12 protein-coding genes and 2 rRNA genes (1 of these 14 only partly in view) are annotated in these 15,932 nt (G+C 63.5%); 3 read left to right on the forward strand and 11 right to left on the reverse strand.

Annotated elements, in window-relative coordinates:
* Window positions 1-4: 4 nt before the first annotated feature.
* Genes DW355_RS01820 through DW355_RS01830 form a run of 3 tightly spaced genes read left to right on the forward strand, consistent with a single transcriptional unit; the run spans window position 5 to window position 2,645 of the window.
* Entirely contained in the window at window positions 5-1,504 is a 1,500-nt protein-coding gene (locus tag DW355_RS01820; RefSeq protein ID WP_131277559.1) for an FAD-linked oxidase C-terminal domain-containing protein, read from the forward strand.
* 21 nt (window positions 1,505-1,525) lie between these two features.
* Window positions 1,526-1,927, forward strand: a complete 402-nt coding sequence (locus tag DW355_RS01825) for a CidA/LrgA family protein (RefSeq protein WP_131277561.1) — start codon at window positions 1,526-1,528, stop codon at window positions 1,925-1,927.
* Complete coding sequence (locus DW355_RS01830) at window positions 1,920-2,645, forward strand: LrgB family protein (RefSeq protein WP_131277563.1); 726 nt, start codon at window positions 1,920-1,922, stop codon at window positions 2,643-2,645. Before DW355_RS01825 ends, DW355_RS01830 begins: the two co-directional genes overlap by 8 nt.
* Window positions 2,646-2,660: 15 nt before the next feature.
* On the opposite strand, the gene DW355_RS18330 is transcribed toward DW355_RS01830, so the two are convergent.
* The 11 genes from DW355_RS18330 to DW355_RS01885 all read right to left on the reverse strand — a co-directional run.
* Window positions 2,661-4,736, reverse strand: coding sequence for a methyl-accepting chemotaxis protein (locus DW355_RS18330; protein WP_131277565.1), 2,076 nt, complete (start codon window positions 4,734-4,736; stop codon window positions 2,661-2,663).
* A 95-nt stretch (window positions 4,737-4,831) separates the two neighbouring features.
* Entirely contained in the window at window positions 4,832-5,863 is a 1,032-nt protein-coding gene (locus DW355_RS01840) for a M48 family metallopeptidase (protein WP_131277566.1), read from the reverse strand.
* A 25-nt stretch (window positions 5,864-5,888) separates the two neighbouring features.
* Complete coding sequence (locus DW355_RS01845) at window positions 5,889-6,638, reverse strand: lysophospholipid acyltransferase family protein (RefSeq protein WP_131277568.1); 750 nt, start codon at window positions 6,636-6,638, stop codon at window positions 5,889-5,891.
* A 20-nt stretch (window positions 6,639-6,658) separates the two neighbouring features.
* Entirely contained in the window at window positions 6,659-7,264 is a 606-nt protein-coding gene (gmhB, locus tag DW355_RS01850) for a D-glycero-beta-D-manno-heptose 1,7-bisphosphate 7-phosphatase (protein ID WP_131277570.1), read from the reverse strand.
* Between the two features lie 36 nt (window positions 7,265-7,300).
* Window positions 7,301-9,442 (reverse strand): glycine--tRNA ligase subunit beta, encoded by a 2,142-nt coding sequence (gene glyS / locus DW355_RS01855; protein WP_131277572.1) that lies wholly within the window; start codon window positions 9,440-9,442, stop codon window positions 7,301-7,303.
* Window positions 9,443-9,446: 4 nt separating this feature from the next.
* Entirely contained in the window at window positions 9,447-10,364 is a 918-nt protein-coding gene (glyQ, locus tag DW355_RS01860) for a glycine--tRNA ligase subunit alpha (protein ID WP_131277574.1), read from the reverse strand.
* A 78-nt stretch (window positions 10,365-10,442) separates the two neighbouring features.
* Window positions 10,443-12,077, reverse strand: a complete 1,635-nt coding sequence (gene lnt, locus DW355_RS01865; RefSeq protein ID WP_131282162.1) for an apolipoprotein N-acyltransferase — start codon at window positions 12,075-12,077, stop codon at window positions 10,443-10,445.
* Between the two features lie 10 nt (window positions 12,078-12,087).
* Entirely contained in the window at window positions 12,088-12,972 is an 885-nt protein-coding gene (locus DW355_RS01870) for an HlyC/CorC family transporter (protein WP_131277576.1), read from the reverse strand.
* 143 nt (window positions 12,973-13,115) lie between these two features.
* Entirely contained in the window at window positions 13,116-13,796 is a 681-nt protein-coding gene (locus tag DW355_RS01875; protein WP_131277578.1) for a GNAT family N-acetyltransferase, read from the reverse strand.
* A gap of 93 nt (window positions 13,797-13,889) precedes the next feature.
* Window positions 13,890-14,002 (reverse strand): 5S ribosomal RNA (gene rrf, locus DW355_RS01880).
* Between the two features lie 115 nt (window positions 14,003-14,117).
* A 23S ribosomal RNA gene (locus DW355_RS01885) occupies window positions 14,118-15,932 on the reverse strand (it continues 1,060 nt past the right edge of the window).

Raw genomic sequence — 15,932 nt, forward strand, 5'->3', positions numbered from 1 at the left:
CGCCATGAACGCCCCCACAGAGCCCAGCATCCGCAGCGTCGAGCGCCGAGCTCGTCAATCCCAGGTCGTCCAAGCCCTGCAAACCGTCTTGCCGGCCCATGCCTTGCTCTGGCAAGAGGAGGACACCACGCCTTATGAATGCGATGGCCTCACGGCCTATAGGCAACGCCCGCTGGCCGTCGCGCTGCCCGAAACCGAGGACCAGGTTGCGGCCGTGCTGCGGGCCTGCCATGCACTGGACCTGCCCGTGGTGGCGCGCGGCGCGGGCACCGGCCTTTCCGGCGGGGCCATGCCGCACGCGCTGGGCGTGACGCTGTCGCTGGCGAAGTTCAACCGCATCCTGAAGGTCGACCCGACCAGCCGCACGGCCGTCGTGCAGGCCGGCGTGCGCAACCTCGCCATCAGCGAGGCCGCCGCGCCCCATGGCCTCTATTACGCACCGGACCCAAGCAGTCAGATCGCCTGCACCATCGGCGGCAACGTGGCCGAGAACTCCGGCGGCGTGCATTGCCTCAAGTACGGCCTGACCGTGCACAACGTGCTCAAGGTCCGCGGTTTCACGGTCGAAGGCGAGCCCGTGGAATTCGGCGGCGAGGCACTGGACGTGCCGGGTTATGACCTGATGGCCGTGCTGGTCGGCAGCGAGGGCATGCTGGCCGTGGTCGTGGAGGCCACGGTGCGGCTGACGCCCAAGCCCCAGCTCGCGCGCTGCATCATGGCCAGCTTCGCCGACGTGAAACGTGCGGGCGATGCCGTGGCCGCGGTGATCGCGGCCGGCATCATCCCCGCCGGCCTCGAAATGATGGACCAGCCCATGACGGCCGCGGTCGAGGACTTCGTCCACGCCGGTTATGACCTGTCCGCCGCCGCCATTTTGTTGTGCGAAAGCGATGGCACGCCGGAGGAAGTGGAGGAGGAAATCGACCGCATGAGCGAGGTCCTGCGCGCGGCTGGGGCCACGGCCATCGCGGTCAGCCGCGACGAGGCCGAGCGCCTGCGCTACTGGAGCGGGCGCAAGAACGCCTTCCCCGCCAGCGGCCGCTTGGCGCCGGACTACATGTGCATGGATTCGACCATCCCTAGAGCTCGCCTGGCCGACATCCTGCAAGCCATCCAGGAAATGGAAGGCAAGTACGGCCTGCGCTGCCTCAACGTCTTCCATGCCGGTGACGGCAACCTGCACCCGCTCATCCTCTTCGATGCCAACGACCCGGACCAGTTGCACCGCTGTGAACTGTTCGGCGCGGACATCCTGGAAACCAGCGTCGCCATGGGCGGCACGGTGACGGGCGAGCACGGCGTGGGCGTGGAAAAGCTCAACAGCATGTGCGTGCAGTTCACCACCGAGGAACACGCGCAGATGCTGGGTGTCAAGCAGGCCTTCGACCCGGCGGGGCTGCTCAACCCTGGCAAGGTGATTCCGACGCTGAACCGCTGCGCCGAGTACGGCAAGATGCTGGTGCGGGGCGGCCAGCTCAAGCACCCCGATCTGCCGCGCTACTGAGCCCATGCACAAGTCCGCCTCATGAACACCGGCGCCTTGACAGGTCTGGCCTGGCTGCTGGTCTTCCAGTCCATCGGCGAGGTGCTGTCGCGCTTCTTCCATCTGCCCATCCCCGGTCCGGTTATTGGCATGGTGCTGCTGTTCGCGGCCTTGTTCCAGCCCCGGGTGCGTGACAAGGTGGCGCTATGCGCCCAGTTCCTACTGGCGCATCTGTCCCTGCTCTTCGTGCCCGTGGGCGTGGGTGTGATGGCCTACTTTGGCGCACTGGCCGAGCACGGCTTGCGCCTGGTGCTGGTCATCATCCTGTCCACCTGGATCGGACTGGCCGTGACGGCCAGCGTGCTGTACGCCTTGCGCGGCAAGGGCACGGCGCCTTCGGTCCCCATCGACCCCAAGTCAACGGCAACCTCCGACCGTGCCTGACTTCGTCCAACTCTGGGTCTACCTATCGGCCTCGCCGCTCTTCGGCCTGACCGCGACCTTGGTGGTCTACCTGCTGGCCTCGGCGCTGTATGGCCGCCTGCAACACGCGCCCTGGGCCAACCCCGTGCTCTGGAGCGTGGTGACGCTGGCCCTCGCCCTGCAAGCCGCGCAGGTGCCCTACCCCAGCTACTTCGCGGGCGCGCAGTTCATCCACTTCCTGCTCGGCCCCGCCGTCGTGGCCCTGGCCTGGCCCATGTGGCAGCGGCGCGCGGCGCTGCGCGCCCAAGGCTGGCGCTTGCTGGCCGCCGCCCTGGCCGGTGGCGCTGCGGCCTGCGCCAGTGCCGTGGGCCTGGCCACGCTGCTCGGATTGCCGCAAGACATCGTGCTGTCGCTGGCGCCCAAGTCCGTGACCGCGCCAGTGGCCATGGGCGTCGCCGAGGCGCTGGGTGGCGTTCCCGCGCTGGCGGCGGTGTTCGCAGTGCTTACCGGGTTGGTGGGCGCGCTGTCGGGCCGTTACCTGTTCGCCCTGATGCACCTGCCCACGACACCCGAGGGCTGGGCAGCACGCGGTTTTGCCTTGGGCACGATTTCACATGGGGTCGGCGCGGCGCGCGCGCTGCAGGTCCACGAGGACGCCGGCGCCTATGCCGCCGTGGCCCTGGGTCTGCAAGTGGTGCTGGCCGCACTGCTGATGCCGCTGGCGTTCAGCCTGTTCTAACGGGTCGAGGCAGGCTCACCGCTCCGCCAGTCTGGGACGCGATGGATCGGGCAACCCAGGCTCGGCAGTGCCGCTGTGGGTGGACGAGGCGTCGACGCCACCGAGCTGATCCGTCAACTTGAACACGCTGACGGCACGCACCAGTTCCTGGGCCTGCATGCGCAGATTGGTGGCCGCCGCGGCCATCTCCTCCACCAGCGCGGCGTTCTGCTGCGTGGTTTGGTCCATGTTGGTGACCGCCTCGCCGACCTGGGTCACACCCGCGGTCTGTTCGTTGCTGGCCGTGCTGATCTCGGCCATGATGGTGCTGACGCGCTGGATGCTGGCCACCACCTCGGTCATGGTGCCGCCGGCCTTGTCGGCCAGGGCTGTGCCTTGCTCGACGCGGTGCACGCTGTCGGTGATCAGGCCCTTGATCTCCTTGGCGGCATCGGCGCTGCGACCCGCCAGGGAGCGCACCTCGCTGGCCACCACCGCGAAGCCCCGGCCCTGCTCGCCCGCGCGCGCGGCTTCGACCGCCGCGTTCAGCGCCAGGATATTCGTCTGGAAGGCGATGCCGTCGATCACGCTGATGATGTCGGCGATCCTGCGGCTGCTGTCGCTGATGCCCTTCATGGTGTCGACCACCTGGGCCACGACCTCGCCACCCTGCACCGCCACGGTGGAGGCGCTTTGCGCAAGCTGGTTGGCCTGCTGGGCGTTGGCGGCGTTCTGCTTGACGGTGCTGCCCAGTTCCTCCATCGACGCGGCGGTCTGCGCCAGCGCGCTGGCCTGGTTTTCGGTGCGCGCGCTCAGGTCCTGGTTGCCATCGGCGATTTCCGCGCTCGCGGTGGACACCGACTCACTGCCTTCGCGCACGGTATGGACCACCTCGGTCAGCCCGCTGCCGATGCGGTTCATGGCATCCATCAACTGCCCAAGCTCGTCCTGGCGCGGGTTGTGCACACGCACGCTCAAGTCACCCCGGGCCAGGGCCTCGGCCACGCTGCGCGCCTGGATCAAGGGCATGATGACCGTGCGACGGATCAGCAGGTACAGCACACCAGACACCAGCAGCACCATGACGATGCCCATCACACCATAGAGCAGGCGCTGGTCGCGCACGTCGGCGGTGACCTCGTCCACGTAGGTGCTGCCGGCGACCACCCATTCCCAGCCGGGAAAATAGGCGAAGGCCGCGAGCTTGTCGCGCGCGCTGGTTTCACCGCGTTCTTCGTTGATCCAGGGGTAATAGGTGGTGCCGTTCTTGCGCTCGAGCATTTCCTTGATGAATTCGCGCCCTTGCGCATCCTTGCTGTCCAGCACGACACGACCTTCGGCCATGGGGTGAATGACCAACTTGGCGTAGTTCGGCCCGGGACGCGAATCCAGCACGAAGAAGTAGCCGGTCTGGCCGATCTTGAGGCTGCGGATGGTGGTCCGGAGCTGCTCCAGATAGTTGCTGTAGTCCAGGCCGATGAAGCTCAGGCCGATGATCTGGCCCTGCGCGTCGCGGATCGGGTCGTACTGCGTGATGTAGGGTTTGCCGAACAGGTTGGCGGGCCCGGCGTAGGTCCGGCCCTCCAAAGTGGCCTTGTAGCCCGGATGGTTGCGGTCCAGCAGGGTTCCGATGGCACGCGCACCCTCCGCGTTCTTGAGCGAGGTGGTGACGCGGATGAAATCGTCGCCGGTCTTGGCGAAGACCGTGGCCACGGCGCCCGTGCCCGCAGTGAAGCTGTCCGCCACGTCGAAGTTCATGTTGAGCACCTTGCCGTCCAGACGGAGCGTGGGCGCGGGTTTGCCAGCCACCTCGGTGATCGTGCCGGCATCCAGCACGAATTGGCCGGCGAGGCGGTTCTGGAAGGCCTTGGCCAGGGCGGCGGCGCGCAGTCGCAAGTCTTTGTCCGAGGCGTCGATCAGGTCAACGATCAGCCGGGTCTGGGTGTTGACGTTCTGCAGCGCCTGGTCTTCCACGGAACGCATCAGTGTGTAACTGATGGCCATGACAAACACCAACACCACCACGCCGATGATGAAAAAAATGCTGGCAGCCAGTCGGATGGACAGGCTCATGTTGAGCCAGCGCGTCCGGATCCCTTGGTGTGTCGTCATCGCGTCGACTCCTTGTATACAATTGTAAGGATTGTAACTTTCGGGTCCAACCGCGTGATTCTGTCCGGAATTGGGCGTTTAGAGAACCATTTTCTTCATCCGCTCCAGACAGGCAGGGTGACATCGCGCAATTGGTCGCGGCGGCGCTCGTAATCCGGCATGACGGAACGCACGGTCTCCCAGAAGCGCGGGCTGTGGTCCATGACGCGCAGATGGCTGAGTTCATGCACCACGACGTAGTCGATCACGGCCAGGGGCATGTGCATGAGGCGCCAGTTCAGGTGGATGCGGCCATCGCTGCTGGCGCTGCCCCAGCGCGTGCGCGCATTGCTCAAGGCGAGCTTGCGCCACTGCACTTGCAGCAAAGGGGCGTAAAGGTCGAGCCGCTGGGCGAACAGCGCCCGCGCCTCCTGCAGAAACCAGCCATGCACCGCGTCGCGAATCTGCGCGGTCGGCGCGTCGGCGGGCAAGTCCAGACGCAGGGTGCAGCCCGCCTCTCCCGAGGGCGTGACCCACCCCGTTTCCAGCACCGGCTGGGTCATGCGCCGGGCACGGACGCGTGCGGAGGATGGGACCGATGGCACAGCCGTCTGGCCCGCAGGGTCGAGGGGCATGGTCGGGTCGATGGGTCGCGCCAAGACCAGGGTGAGCGATTGCCCCAGCCAGGGCAACTCGGTGCCCATGCGCCATTCCAGCCGCGCCGCGTGGGCGCGCAGCTGGCGCGCCTGCATCTCATGCAGCTTGCGCACGATCCAGGAGGCTTTCTCCTGCAAGACGGCCTCCACCTCGTGGAGCGGTGTCCAGCGCGGCGCACTGACCGTCAAACCGGCCACGCTCACAGCCATGCCGATCGTGCGGCGACGGCCACGCTTGAATTCATAGGCCACGGGGATCTCGCCCAGCCGGGTCTGTCGATTGGCGTGGGGATGCGTGAATGCCGCGTCGAGTGGCGCTGGCGGGGTCAAATGGCTGGGCGTGGCTTCCAATGTCAGCCCCTGCGGCGTCGGGACGGCGTCAGGCCTTGCCGTGGCGGTGGGGGACACACGCGCCTTGGGCGACGGCGAGGGCTGGGGCTCGGCGTGTGGCCCGTCGAGAAAATCCAGGGCGAGTTGCAGAAGACCGCGCATGGGCGTGCGCCAGCCGGGGGGCGTCTCAGGCCCCGGTCTTGGTTTGGTAGGCCTCGGGGTCGAGCCGGTGCATCTGGCCTTCGATCCAGCCTTCCACTTCGCGCATCAGTTCCGCAGGCTCACGGCCCTGGCTGGGAATGGGCTGGCCGATTACCACGTCCACCACGCCGGGGCGCTTGAGGAACGCCTTGCGCGGCCAGACCCGGGCCGAATTGACGGCAATCGGAATCACCGGTGCGCCGGTCTCGATGGCCAGGCGCGTGCCGCCGGTCTTGTAGACGCCCTTCTGGCCCCGGGGGATGCGCGTGCCCTCGGGGAACATGATGATCCAGACGCCGCGCGCCAAAAGGCGCTTGCCCTGGGCAACCACCTTGTTGAAGGCCTCGTTGCGTTGCGAGCGATCGATGTGGATCATGTCCAGCCGCGCCATGGCCCAGCCGAAGAAAGGCACGTACAGCAGCTCCTTCTTGAACACGAAGGCCAGCGGGTTCGGCATCAAGGTGGGGATCAGGAAAGTCTCCAGCGTGGACTGGTGCTTGACCAGCAGGATGGCCTGGCTGGTTTCGCCCTGCGGCAGGTTCTCCATGCCGGTGATGCGCACTTTGATGCCCAGCAGCACGCGCGCACCGCGAATGGCCAGGCTCAGCCAGCCCACCGCCAACCAGTACATGGGATTGCCGCGCAGAAAGATGGATGCGGTCAACATCATGATGGCCCAAGGCACCACGGTGACCAGCATCCAGAGCGCGTGCAGCAGGGAGCGCAGAAAAATCATCTCGAAATCCTTGATGGGTGTCAGTCGCCGTGCGGCGCGCTCTGCGGTTCGTGGTCGCGCGCGATCAGCCAGGCGGCGAAGGCGGCCAGATTGTCGTGCACCCGGGTGCCGGCCGGGAAGTTGCCGGGCAGGGCCTGACCCGCGGCCAGGGGCTCGCGCCAGGCCGCGCCCTTGCCGGTCAGCACCAGATGCGGTTCGCAGCCCACCGATGCGCCAGCGATCAGGTCGCGCGCCGTGTCACCGACCGTGGGCACGCCATGCAGCGAAACCCCGTAACGCTCACCGATTTGCTCGAACAGACCGGGCGCGGGTTTGCGGCAATGGCAGGCTTGCTCCGGCCCATGCGGGCAATAAAAGATGGCCTCCACCCGACCGCCCGCCGTGGCCAGCAGCTTGTGCATCTTGGTGTGCATGGCGTTGAGTGCGGCGACATCGAAGAGGCCGCGCCCCAAACCGGATTGGTTGGAGGCGACCACCACATGCCAGCCGGCATGGTTGAGCCGGGCGATGGCCTCCAGCGCACCGGGCAGGGGCGCCCATTCCGCCTCCGACTTCACGTAGTCGTCGCGATCCTGATTGATCGTGCCATCACGATCCAGGATAACCAGCTTGAGGGCGTTGGGCATGGTGTGTGGGGACGGTGGTTTGGACGTCTCGTCGCGTCAGGCCGCCAGCCGGGACAGATCGGCCACGCGGTTCATGGCTTCGTGCAGGCTCTTGAGCAGGCCCAGACGGTTGGCGCGCAAGGCGGCGTCCTCGGCATTGACCATCACGCCATCGAAGAATGCGTCCACCGGGGCCTTGAGCACCGCCAGTTCACGCAGGGAGGCAGCGTATTCGCCATTCGCGTAGAGACTGTCGGCCAGCGGTTGTACGCTGTGCAGCGCGCCGTGCAGGGCTTGTTCCGCCGGCTCGGTGAGCAGCCCCGTGTTGACCTTGGCCTCGACGGCGCCTTCGGCTTTCTTGAGGATGTTGCCGATGCGTTTGTTGGCGGCGGCCAGGGCAGCAGCTTCGGGCAGGGCGGCGAAGGCGCGCACGGCGGTCAGGCGCTTGACCACATCACCAAGATGCCGAGGAAACACAGCCAAAACTGCGTCGACCTCAATGGTGCTGTATCCCTGCTCCCGCAATCCGCCAGCGAACCTCTCATAAATAAACTCGCGCAATGAATCAAACACTGCTACGTAGCCACGGTCCTCTGGGAATTGCTTCTCTGCAATCCCAATGAGTTCAATCAAATCAAGCGGTAGGCCTTTTTCAACAAGCATCCGAATCACACCAAGAGCGTGCCGTCGTAGCGCGAACGGATCCTTGTCCCCGGTCGGAAACTGCTTAATCGCGAAGAGCCCAGCCAGCGTTTCCAATTTATCAGCGAGCGCTATGGCCACACCGACAGTACCTCGCGGCAGTTCGTCACCCGCGAAGCGCGGCTTGTAGTGGTCTTCGATGGCGTGCGCAATCTCCTCGCCCAGGCCATCGTGGCGCGCGTAGTAGCCGCCCATGATGCCCTGCAGCTCCGGAAACTCACCCACCATATCGGTCAGCAAATCGGTCTTGGCCAGGCGCGCAGCGATGTCCGCAGCCGCCACCAGCTTGGCGTCACCCAATTGCTGCGCGATGGCCTTGGCGATGGCACGCACGCGTTCCACGCGCTCACCCTGCGTGCCCAGTTTGTTGTGATACACGACCTTGCCCAGGCCCTCGACGCGCGATTCCAAGGTCTTCTTGCGGTCTTGGTCGAAGAAGAATTTGGCGTCGGCCAGGCGCGGGCGCACCACGCGCTCGTTACCGCCGATCACGGCGCTGGCGTCGGCTGGGCTGATGTTGCTAACCACGAGGAACTTGTTCGTCAGCCTGCCAGCCGTGTCGAGCAGGGGGAAGTACTTCTGGTTGGCCTTCATCGTGAGGATGAGGCATTCCTGCGGCACGGCCAGGAACTCCTTCTCGAACTCACAGACGAGTACATGCGGGCGCTCGACCAGGCCCGTGACTTCGTCCAGCAGGGCTGCGTCTTCAATGGGGCGCACGCCACCGCCCACCTGGGCGGCTGCCGCCGCGAGCTGGCGCACGATCTCGGCGCGGCGCTCGGTGAAGGAAGCAATGACGGCACCGTCCTCGCGCAAGGCGGTGGCATAGCTGTCGGCGTCCTTGAGGACGACCACCTCCTTCTTGGCCTCGAAGCGATGGCCGCGTGTGCTGTTGCCGGCCTTCAGACCCAGGGCTTGGACTGGCAACACGGTGCCCCCATGCAGGGCCACCAGGCCATGCGCCGGACGCACAAAATTCACGCTGCTCCAGCCAGGCAGTTCGCAATCGGTCTCGAGCTGGTAGCTCATGACCTTGGGAATGGGTAACTTGGTGATCGCCTCATCCAGCGCCTTCTGCAAGCCCGCCGCCAGCGGGGCGCCGGGCACCACGCTGTCGTAGAACAGCGCCTCGGCCTTGCCATCGGGCGCGCGCTTGAGGGCTGCCACGGCCTTCGCGGCATCAGACACATCCGCGCCCAGGGCCTGGAGTTTCTTGAGCAGGGCCGGCGTGGCCTGGCCGTCCGCGCCCAGTCCCACGCTCACGGGCATGAGCTTTTGCTGCACGGCTTTGTCCGTGGCCTTGCTGGCCACCGCCGTCACGTGCACGGCCAGGCGACGCGGCGAGGCGTAGGGTGTGACGACGGAATCCGCACTAGCCAGGCCCTGGACCTTGAGCTGGTCCACCAGCACGGAAGCGAAGGCATCCCCCAGCTTCTTGAGCGCCTTGGGCGGCAGCTCTTCGACAAACAGTTCGACAAGAAGATTGTTCATGCTCATGGTCTCAGGCGGCCTTCTTCTCAGTCTGCTTCTCGATCTGCGCCACCCACTCGCGCGGCGCCATGGGGAAACCCAGGCGCTCGCGGCTCTCGTAGTAGCTCTGCGCGACGCTGCGCGCGAGGTTGCGGATGCGGCCGATGTAGGCGGCGCGTTCGGTCACGGAGATGGCGCCGCGTGCGTCCAGCAGGTTGAAGCTGTGCGCGCACTTGAGCACCTGCTCGTAAGCCGGCAGGGCCAGCTGCTGCTCCATCAAGTGCTTGGCCTGCTTCTCGTGCGCCGTGAAGGCGGTGAACAGGAAATCGGCGTCGCTGTGCTCGAAGTTGTAGGCTGACTGCTCTTTCTCGTTCTGCAGATAGACGTCGCCGTAACTCAGGCTATCGGTCCACTTCAGGTTATAGACGTTGTCCACGCCCTGCAGGTACATGGCCAGGCGCTCCAGGCCATAGGTGATCTCGCCGGTGATGGGCTTGCAGTCGATGCCGCCAACCTGCTGGAAGTAGGTGAACTGCGTCACTTCCATGCCGTTGAGCCAGACTTCCCAGCCCAGACCCCAGGCACCCAGCGTGGGGTTCTCCCAGTCGTCCTCGACAAAGCGGATGTCGTTCTTTTTCAGATCAAAGCCCAGGGCTTCGAGCGAACCCAGGTATAGCTCGAGGATGTTGCTGGGCGCGGGCTTGAGCACGACCTGATATTGGTAGTAGTGCTGCAGACGGTTGGGGTTTTCGCCGTAGCGACCGTCCTTGGGCCGGCGACTGGGCTGCACGTAGGCAGCCTTCCAGGGCTCCGGGCCGATGGCGCGCAGGAAGGTGGCGGTGTGCGAAGTGCCCGCGCCGACTTCCATGTCATAGGGCTGCAGGAGCGCGCAGCCTTGTTTGTCCCAATAGGACTGCAAGGTGAGGATGATTTGCTGGAAGGTCAACATGGGTGAGCAGGTGGCGGCCCTAGGGGCCACCGAGCCATTAAAGCGTCTGAGGGCGGCCCAAAGGCCGAGCCCGTGATTTTACGGTTCCACGCCCGCCGAAACCGCGCGCCTTGATCGGCTACGCCAGACGGCCCAGGACACGACGGCCAAGCCCAGGATCCAGAGCGGCCAGAGCCCGCAGGCCGCGACCCAGCGGGCGTAAGGCGTGCGACCGGTCTGACCCTCCACATCGACGGTGAGCACACCCCGGGTATAGGGCGCAAGCATGGCGCGCACCCGGCCCTGGTGATCAATCCAGGCGGTCGCACCCGTGTTGGTGGCGCGCACCATGGGGCGCGCGAACTCCAGGGCGCGCATGCGCGAAATGTGCAGATGCTGGGCCACCGCCACCGTGTCGCCGAACCAGGCGATGTTGCTGAGGTTGACGAACGCGGTGGGCGCGGCCGCCGCGTCGGCGAAGCGCGCGCCCAGCTCCTCGCCAAACAGATCCTCGTAGCAGATGTTCAGGGCCAGGCGCTGGCCCTGCCAGGTGAACGAAGCTTGGTTCAAATCGCCGCGATTGAAGTCACCGAGCGGGATCTGCATCATGGCCGTGAACCAATGGAACCCCACGGGGATGAATTCGCCGAAGGGCACCAGGTGGTGCTTGTCGTAGCGGTAAGGCCCCTGCCCCGGCGCCAGACCGATCACAGAGTTGGTATATCCGTCGCGGAAATTGCCCACAGGCAGACCGATCAAGGCAGCCGACGAGCCGCCTTGCGTGTAACGGGCTACGAGCTGAGGCCAGTAGCCCGCAGGCAGGTCCTGGGGCAGCAGGGGCAAAGCGGTCTCCGGCGCGACCACCAAGGCGGTGTCCGGAGGAACTTGCAGCAGTCGGTCGCCATACCAACGCAGGGAGAGTGCCACGCCACTGCCGGGCTGGAACTTCTCGTCCTGGGGAATATTGCCTTGCAACAAGGCGACGCGCAGCCTGCCGGTTGACTGGGTTTGCAAGGGCAGCCAGCGCTGTTGCGCGAGGGGCAGGCATAGCACCAGAACCACGGCAAGGCCATCGATGCCCGCACGTCGCCATGCGCGCTCACCCTCTTGCCCGGACGGGGCCAAGAAGATTTGCCGTCCGGTGGAGGCCAGCATCATCGCGAGCCAGGCCGTCACCGCCGTGATGCCGTACACCCCAATCCACGGTGCGTAAGCCGCCAGCGGCCCTTGCACATGCGCGTACCCGGCGGCGCCCCAGCCAAAGCCGGTGAACCAGCGCCCTCGCGCCAGTTCGGCCAACAGCCAGAGCGCGGCGAACAACAAGGCATTCACGGCGGGTCGCCCCGGGCCCAGTTTCCTCGCGAGGTAAGCGTACAGGGCACAGGCGGCGGCGGCATACAGCGCCAGCGTGCCCGACAGCGCCAACACCGCGAGCGCTGCCAGCGGCTCGGGCAAGCCGCCATAGCGATGCATCGCGATGAACATCCACCAGAAACTGCCAGCCAACCAAGCCGTGGCATACAGCCAGCCGAGTCCCGCAGCCGAAGAGGCGTGCGCGGCCGGCTTGCCCTTGCCAGGCCAGACCTGGTACAGAAGCAAGCTGGCCAGCACGCCCATAGAAAGCAATTGCAACCAGCCTTGCGGCTGACCGTCCCAAGGCGTCGCGATGGACATGGCCTGCAAGCCGCCCGCCACCAATGACAGGCTGATGCGGACTGCCGTGCTCACGCGCATCGCGCGGACGTCAGGCACGCGGGCTGTTGTCAGATGGCGAGGTCACAGGAGTGACCTTGAACCACCGGACCGCGCCGCCCTTGGTGTGCAAGACGATGAACTTCAGGCCGGCGATGACGTGCTGCTCACCCCGGCGCGGCACATGCCCCATTTCATGCGCGATCAAGCCACCGACGGTGTCAAAGCTCTCGTCAGGGTCGCTCGCGATGATCTCCACGCCAAAGGCCTCGTTGACACGCTGGATGGCAGCACTGCCACTGACGCGGTAAGTCTGGTCGGCAAGGCCGAAAATATCGCCCTCGTCTTCGGAAATGTCGAACTCATCCTCGATTTCACCGACGATCTGTTCGAGTACATCCTCGATGGTGATGAGGCCGGCCACGCGGCCAAATTCATCGATCACGATGGCTAGATGATTGCGCGTGCCCCGGAATTCACGCAGCAGGTCATTCAGCCCCTTGCTTTCCGGCACGAACACCGCTGGTCGCAACAGCGCCCGGATATTCAGTTCGGGCGCGCGCTGCAGTTTGAGCAAATCCTTGGCCAAGAGAATGCCGATGATGTTTTCCCGTTCCCCTTCGTACACTGGAAAACGCGAATGCGCGGCATCGATGACCGCGTGGAGCAACTCGCTGTAGGGTGCGTTGATGTCCACCAAGTCCATGCGTGGGGTCGGCACCATCACATCGCCGGCGCTTTGATCGGCCATGCGCAGCACGCCTTCGAGCATGAAGCGCGACTCAGCGCCTATGAGCTGCTTGTCCTCGGCTTCGGCGAGGGTCTCGATCAGTTCGGCCGTGGAGTCCGGTCCCGGCCGAATGATTTCGACAATTCTTTTCCAGAGAGTGCGCTTGTCTTCCTTCTCGGAAAAACGCGCAGGATAAGGGTCAGGCACTGAGGCAACGCACAAGGCGGAAGTTACGAAGCCTATAGGATAGCGGAGAAGCGTGACGGCTCGGAAATCGCCAGTGTCCCGCGGAAGATTGCGAACGGCACCTGATTGCTGCTGTGGGCATCGAGCTTGCGCGATGCCAAAATTCAGGAGCCGGTTCGATGTCGGCCTTCGCGTACGCCGCGCCGCACATCTTGCAGATCCGACAGCAAGTTCCAAAATTGCCGGGCTTGCATCTTGAGTCGATAGTCGGCTTGAGCCAATTGCTCTTCCAGCAACTCCGCCACCTGCGTCTCGAACGTGGCCGCAGGCAGACGCAGATAGGCTTGCGCCTCAGAACCGTCGTATTCCACCGTGGCACCGGCTTTGCGCGCGATGCCCAGCATGATCTTGTTCTCACTCAAGGCGTGGATGAACATCAACTGCACGCCTGCGTTGCGGGCATGCAGCATGGCACGAGCGAAGAGTTGCCCCCCGTAACCATGCCCTCTGGCCGAGGGCAGGACGGAGACGCCAAACTCCGCGCAGGCGTCATAGCTTCGATCCACCGAATGCGCAAGGTGGGCCATGGCGACCAGCTTCAGGCGCCAGTTATAGATGCCAAACACGACATCGCGCTCGAAGTCTAATTTGTCTACATAGGAGCGGATTTGTGCGTCGTTGGCAGCGTATCCGAAACGGAGATACCGGTCCTGCGGGTCCAGCGCCAATAGATGGCCAGCGATGCGCTCACGATGCCGGGCGCTGAGACTGCGGATGACGGCCCACCAAGGCCGACGGGCCTTGGGCTTGCTTTGCACGACGTCGCTCTCCAGAGTAGAGGCCATGGCCTTACTTTACGAGCATTCGCGATTTTCACCAAAACAAAACAGAAACGCCCTCGTCGGAATAATCCGAGAGGGCGGTCTGAGGCTATAGGAGCCTGACGATGTCCTACTTTCACACGGGAACCCGCACTATCATCGGCGCAAAGGCGTTTCACTGTCCTGTTCGGGATGGGAAGGAGTGGTACCACCTTGCTATGGTCATCAGGCATAACTTTTTGTCTTCTTGACTGTGTCAAGAGGACCAATTTATAGAGCTCGAATCAGCTTATTTGGATTGCGTCTTGGCATAACCAACTTGATCTGCATTGAGATCAAAGTTATAGGGTCAAGCCGCACGAGCAATTAGTACTGGTTAGCTTAACGCATTACTGCGCTTCCACACCCAGCCTATCAACGTCCTGGTCTTGAACGACTCTTTAGGGGGCTCAAGGCCCCGGCAGATCTCATCTTGAAACGAGTTTCCCGCTTAGATGCTTTCAGCGGTTATCTCTTCCACACATAGCTACCCGGCGATGCCACTGGCGTGACAACCGGTACACCAGAGGTGTGTCCACTCCGGTCCTCTCGTACTAGGAGCAGGCTTCCTCAAATCTGCAGCGCCCACGGAAGATAGGGACCAAACTGTCTCACGACGTTTTAAACCCAGCTCACGTACCTCTTTAAATGGCGAACAGCCATACCCTTGGGACCGGCTACAGCCCCAGGATGAGATGAGCCGACATCGAGGTGCCAAACACCGCCGTCGATATGAACTCTTGGGCGGTATCAGCCTGTTATCCCCAGAGTACCTTTTATCCGTTGAGCGATGGCCCTTCCATACAGAACCACCGGATCACTATGTCCTGCTTTCGCATCTGCTCGACTTGTCAGTCTCGCAGTTAAGCACGCTTATGCCATTGCACTATCGTCACGATGTCCGACCGTAACTAGCGTACCTTCGAACTCCTCCGTTACGCTTTGGGAGGAGACCGCCCCAGTCAAACTGCCTACCATGCACTGTCCCCAATCCCGATAAGGGATCCAGGTTAGAACCTCAAACGCACCAGGGTGGTATTTCAACGTTGGCTCCACGATGTCTAGCGACACCGCTTCAAAGCCTCCCACCTATCCTACACAGATCCGTTCAAAGTCCAATACAAAGCTACAGTAAAGGTTCATGGGGTCTTTCCGTCTTTCCGCGGGGAGATTGCATCATCACAAACATTTCAACTTCGCTGAGTCTCAGGAGGAGACAGTGTGGCCATCGTTACGCCATTCGTGCAGGTCGGAACTTACCCGACAAGGAATTTCGCTACCTTAGGACCGTTATAGTTACGGCCGCCGTTTACTGGGACTTCAATCAAGAGCTTGCACCCCATCATTTAATCTTCCAGCACCGGGCAGGCGTCACACCCTATACGTCCACTTTCGTGTTTGCAGAGTGCTGTGTTTTTAATAAACAGTCGCAGCCACCGATTCTTTGCAACCCCTTTGGGCTCCCCTTGTACAGGTTCACCTACTGAGGGCACACCTTCTCCCGAAGTTACGGTGTCAATTTGCCGAGTTCCTTCTCCTGAGTTCTCTCAAGCGCCTTAGAATACTCATCTCGCGCACCAGTGTCGGTTTGCGGTACGGTCGTCAATAGCTGAAGCTTAGTGGCTTTTCCTGGAAGCAGGGTATCACTCACTTCGACTGCAAGCAGCCTCGTTATCACCCCTCATCTAAGCCCGGCGGATTTGCCTACCAGGCACGACTACAGGCTTGAACCAACATCCAACAGTTGGCTGAGCTAACCTTCTCCGTCCCCACATCGCACTATTGATCGGTACAGGAATATTGACCTGTTTCCCATCAGCTACGCATCTCTGCCTCGCCTTAGGGGCCGACTCACTCTACGCCGATGAACGTTGCGTAGAAAACCTTGCGCTTACGGCGAGGGGGCTTTTCACCCCCTTTAACGCTACTCATGTCAGCATTCGCACTTCTGATACCTCCAGCAGCCTTTACAAGCCACCTTCACAGGCTTACAGAACGCTCTCCTACCACTTGCACTTGCGTGCAAATCCGCAGCTTCGGTAACTGGCTTAGCCCCGTTACATCTTCCGCGCAGGACGACTCGATCAGTGAGCTATTACGCTTTCTTTAAATGATGGCTGC

The organism is Hylemonella gracilis (assembly GCF_004328645.1).
GTDB classification, from domain to species: Bacteria; Pseudomonadota; Gammaproteobacteria; order Burkholderiales; family Burkholderiaceae_C; genus Hylemonella; species Hylemonella gracilis_B.

Bases quoted from the DNA above. Each gene is read 5' to 3' on its own strand.
- gmhB (WP_131277570.1), bottom strand. From the start codon at position 7,264: ATGCCCAACGCCCTCAAGCTGGTTATCCTGGATCGTGATGGCACGATC.
- glyS (WP_131277572.1), bottom strand. From the start codon at position 9,442: ATGAGCATGAACAATCTTCTTGTCGAACTGTTTGTCGAAGAGCTGCCG.
- DW355_RS01840 (WP_131277566.1), bottom strand. From the start codon at position 5,863: ATGCGCGGTCTTCTGCAACTCGCCCTGGATTTTCTCGACGGGCCACAC.
- DW355_RS01820 (WP_131277559.1), top strand. From the start codon at position 5: ATGAACGCCCCCACAGAGCCCAGCATCCGCAGCGTCGAGCGCCGAGCT.
- DW355_RS01825 (WP_131277561.1), top strand. From the start codon at position 1,526: ATGAACACCGGCGCCTTGACAGGTCTGGCCTGGCTGCTGGTCTTCCAG.
- DW355_RS01875 (WP_131277578.1), bottom strand. From the start codon at position 13,796: ATGGCCTCTACTCTGGAGAGCGACGTCGTGCAAAGCAAGCCCAAGGCC.
- lnt (WP_131282162.1), bottom strand. From the start codon at position 12,077: ATGCGCGTGAGCACGGCAGTCCGCATCAGCCTGTCATTGGTGGCGGGC.
- DW355_RS01845 (WP_131277568.1), bottom strand. From the start codon at position 6,638: ATGATTTTTCTGCGCTCCCTGCTGCACGCGCTCTGGATGCTGGTCACC.
- glyQ (WP_131277574.1), bottom strand. From the start codon at position 10,364: ATGTTGACCTTCCAGCAAATCATCCTCACCTTGCAGTCCTATTGGGAC.
- DW355_RS18330 (WP_131277565.1), bottom strand. From the start codon at position 4,736: ATGACGACACACCAAGGGATCCGGACGCGCTGGCTCAACATGAGCCTG.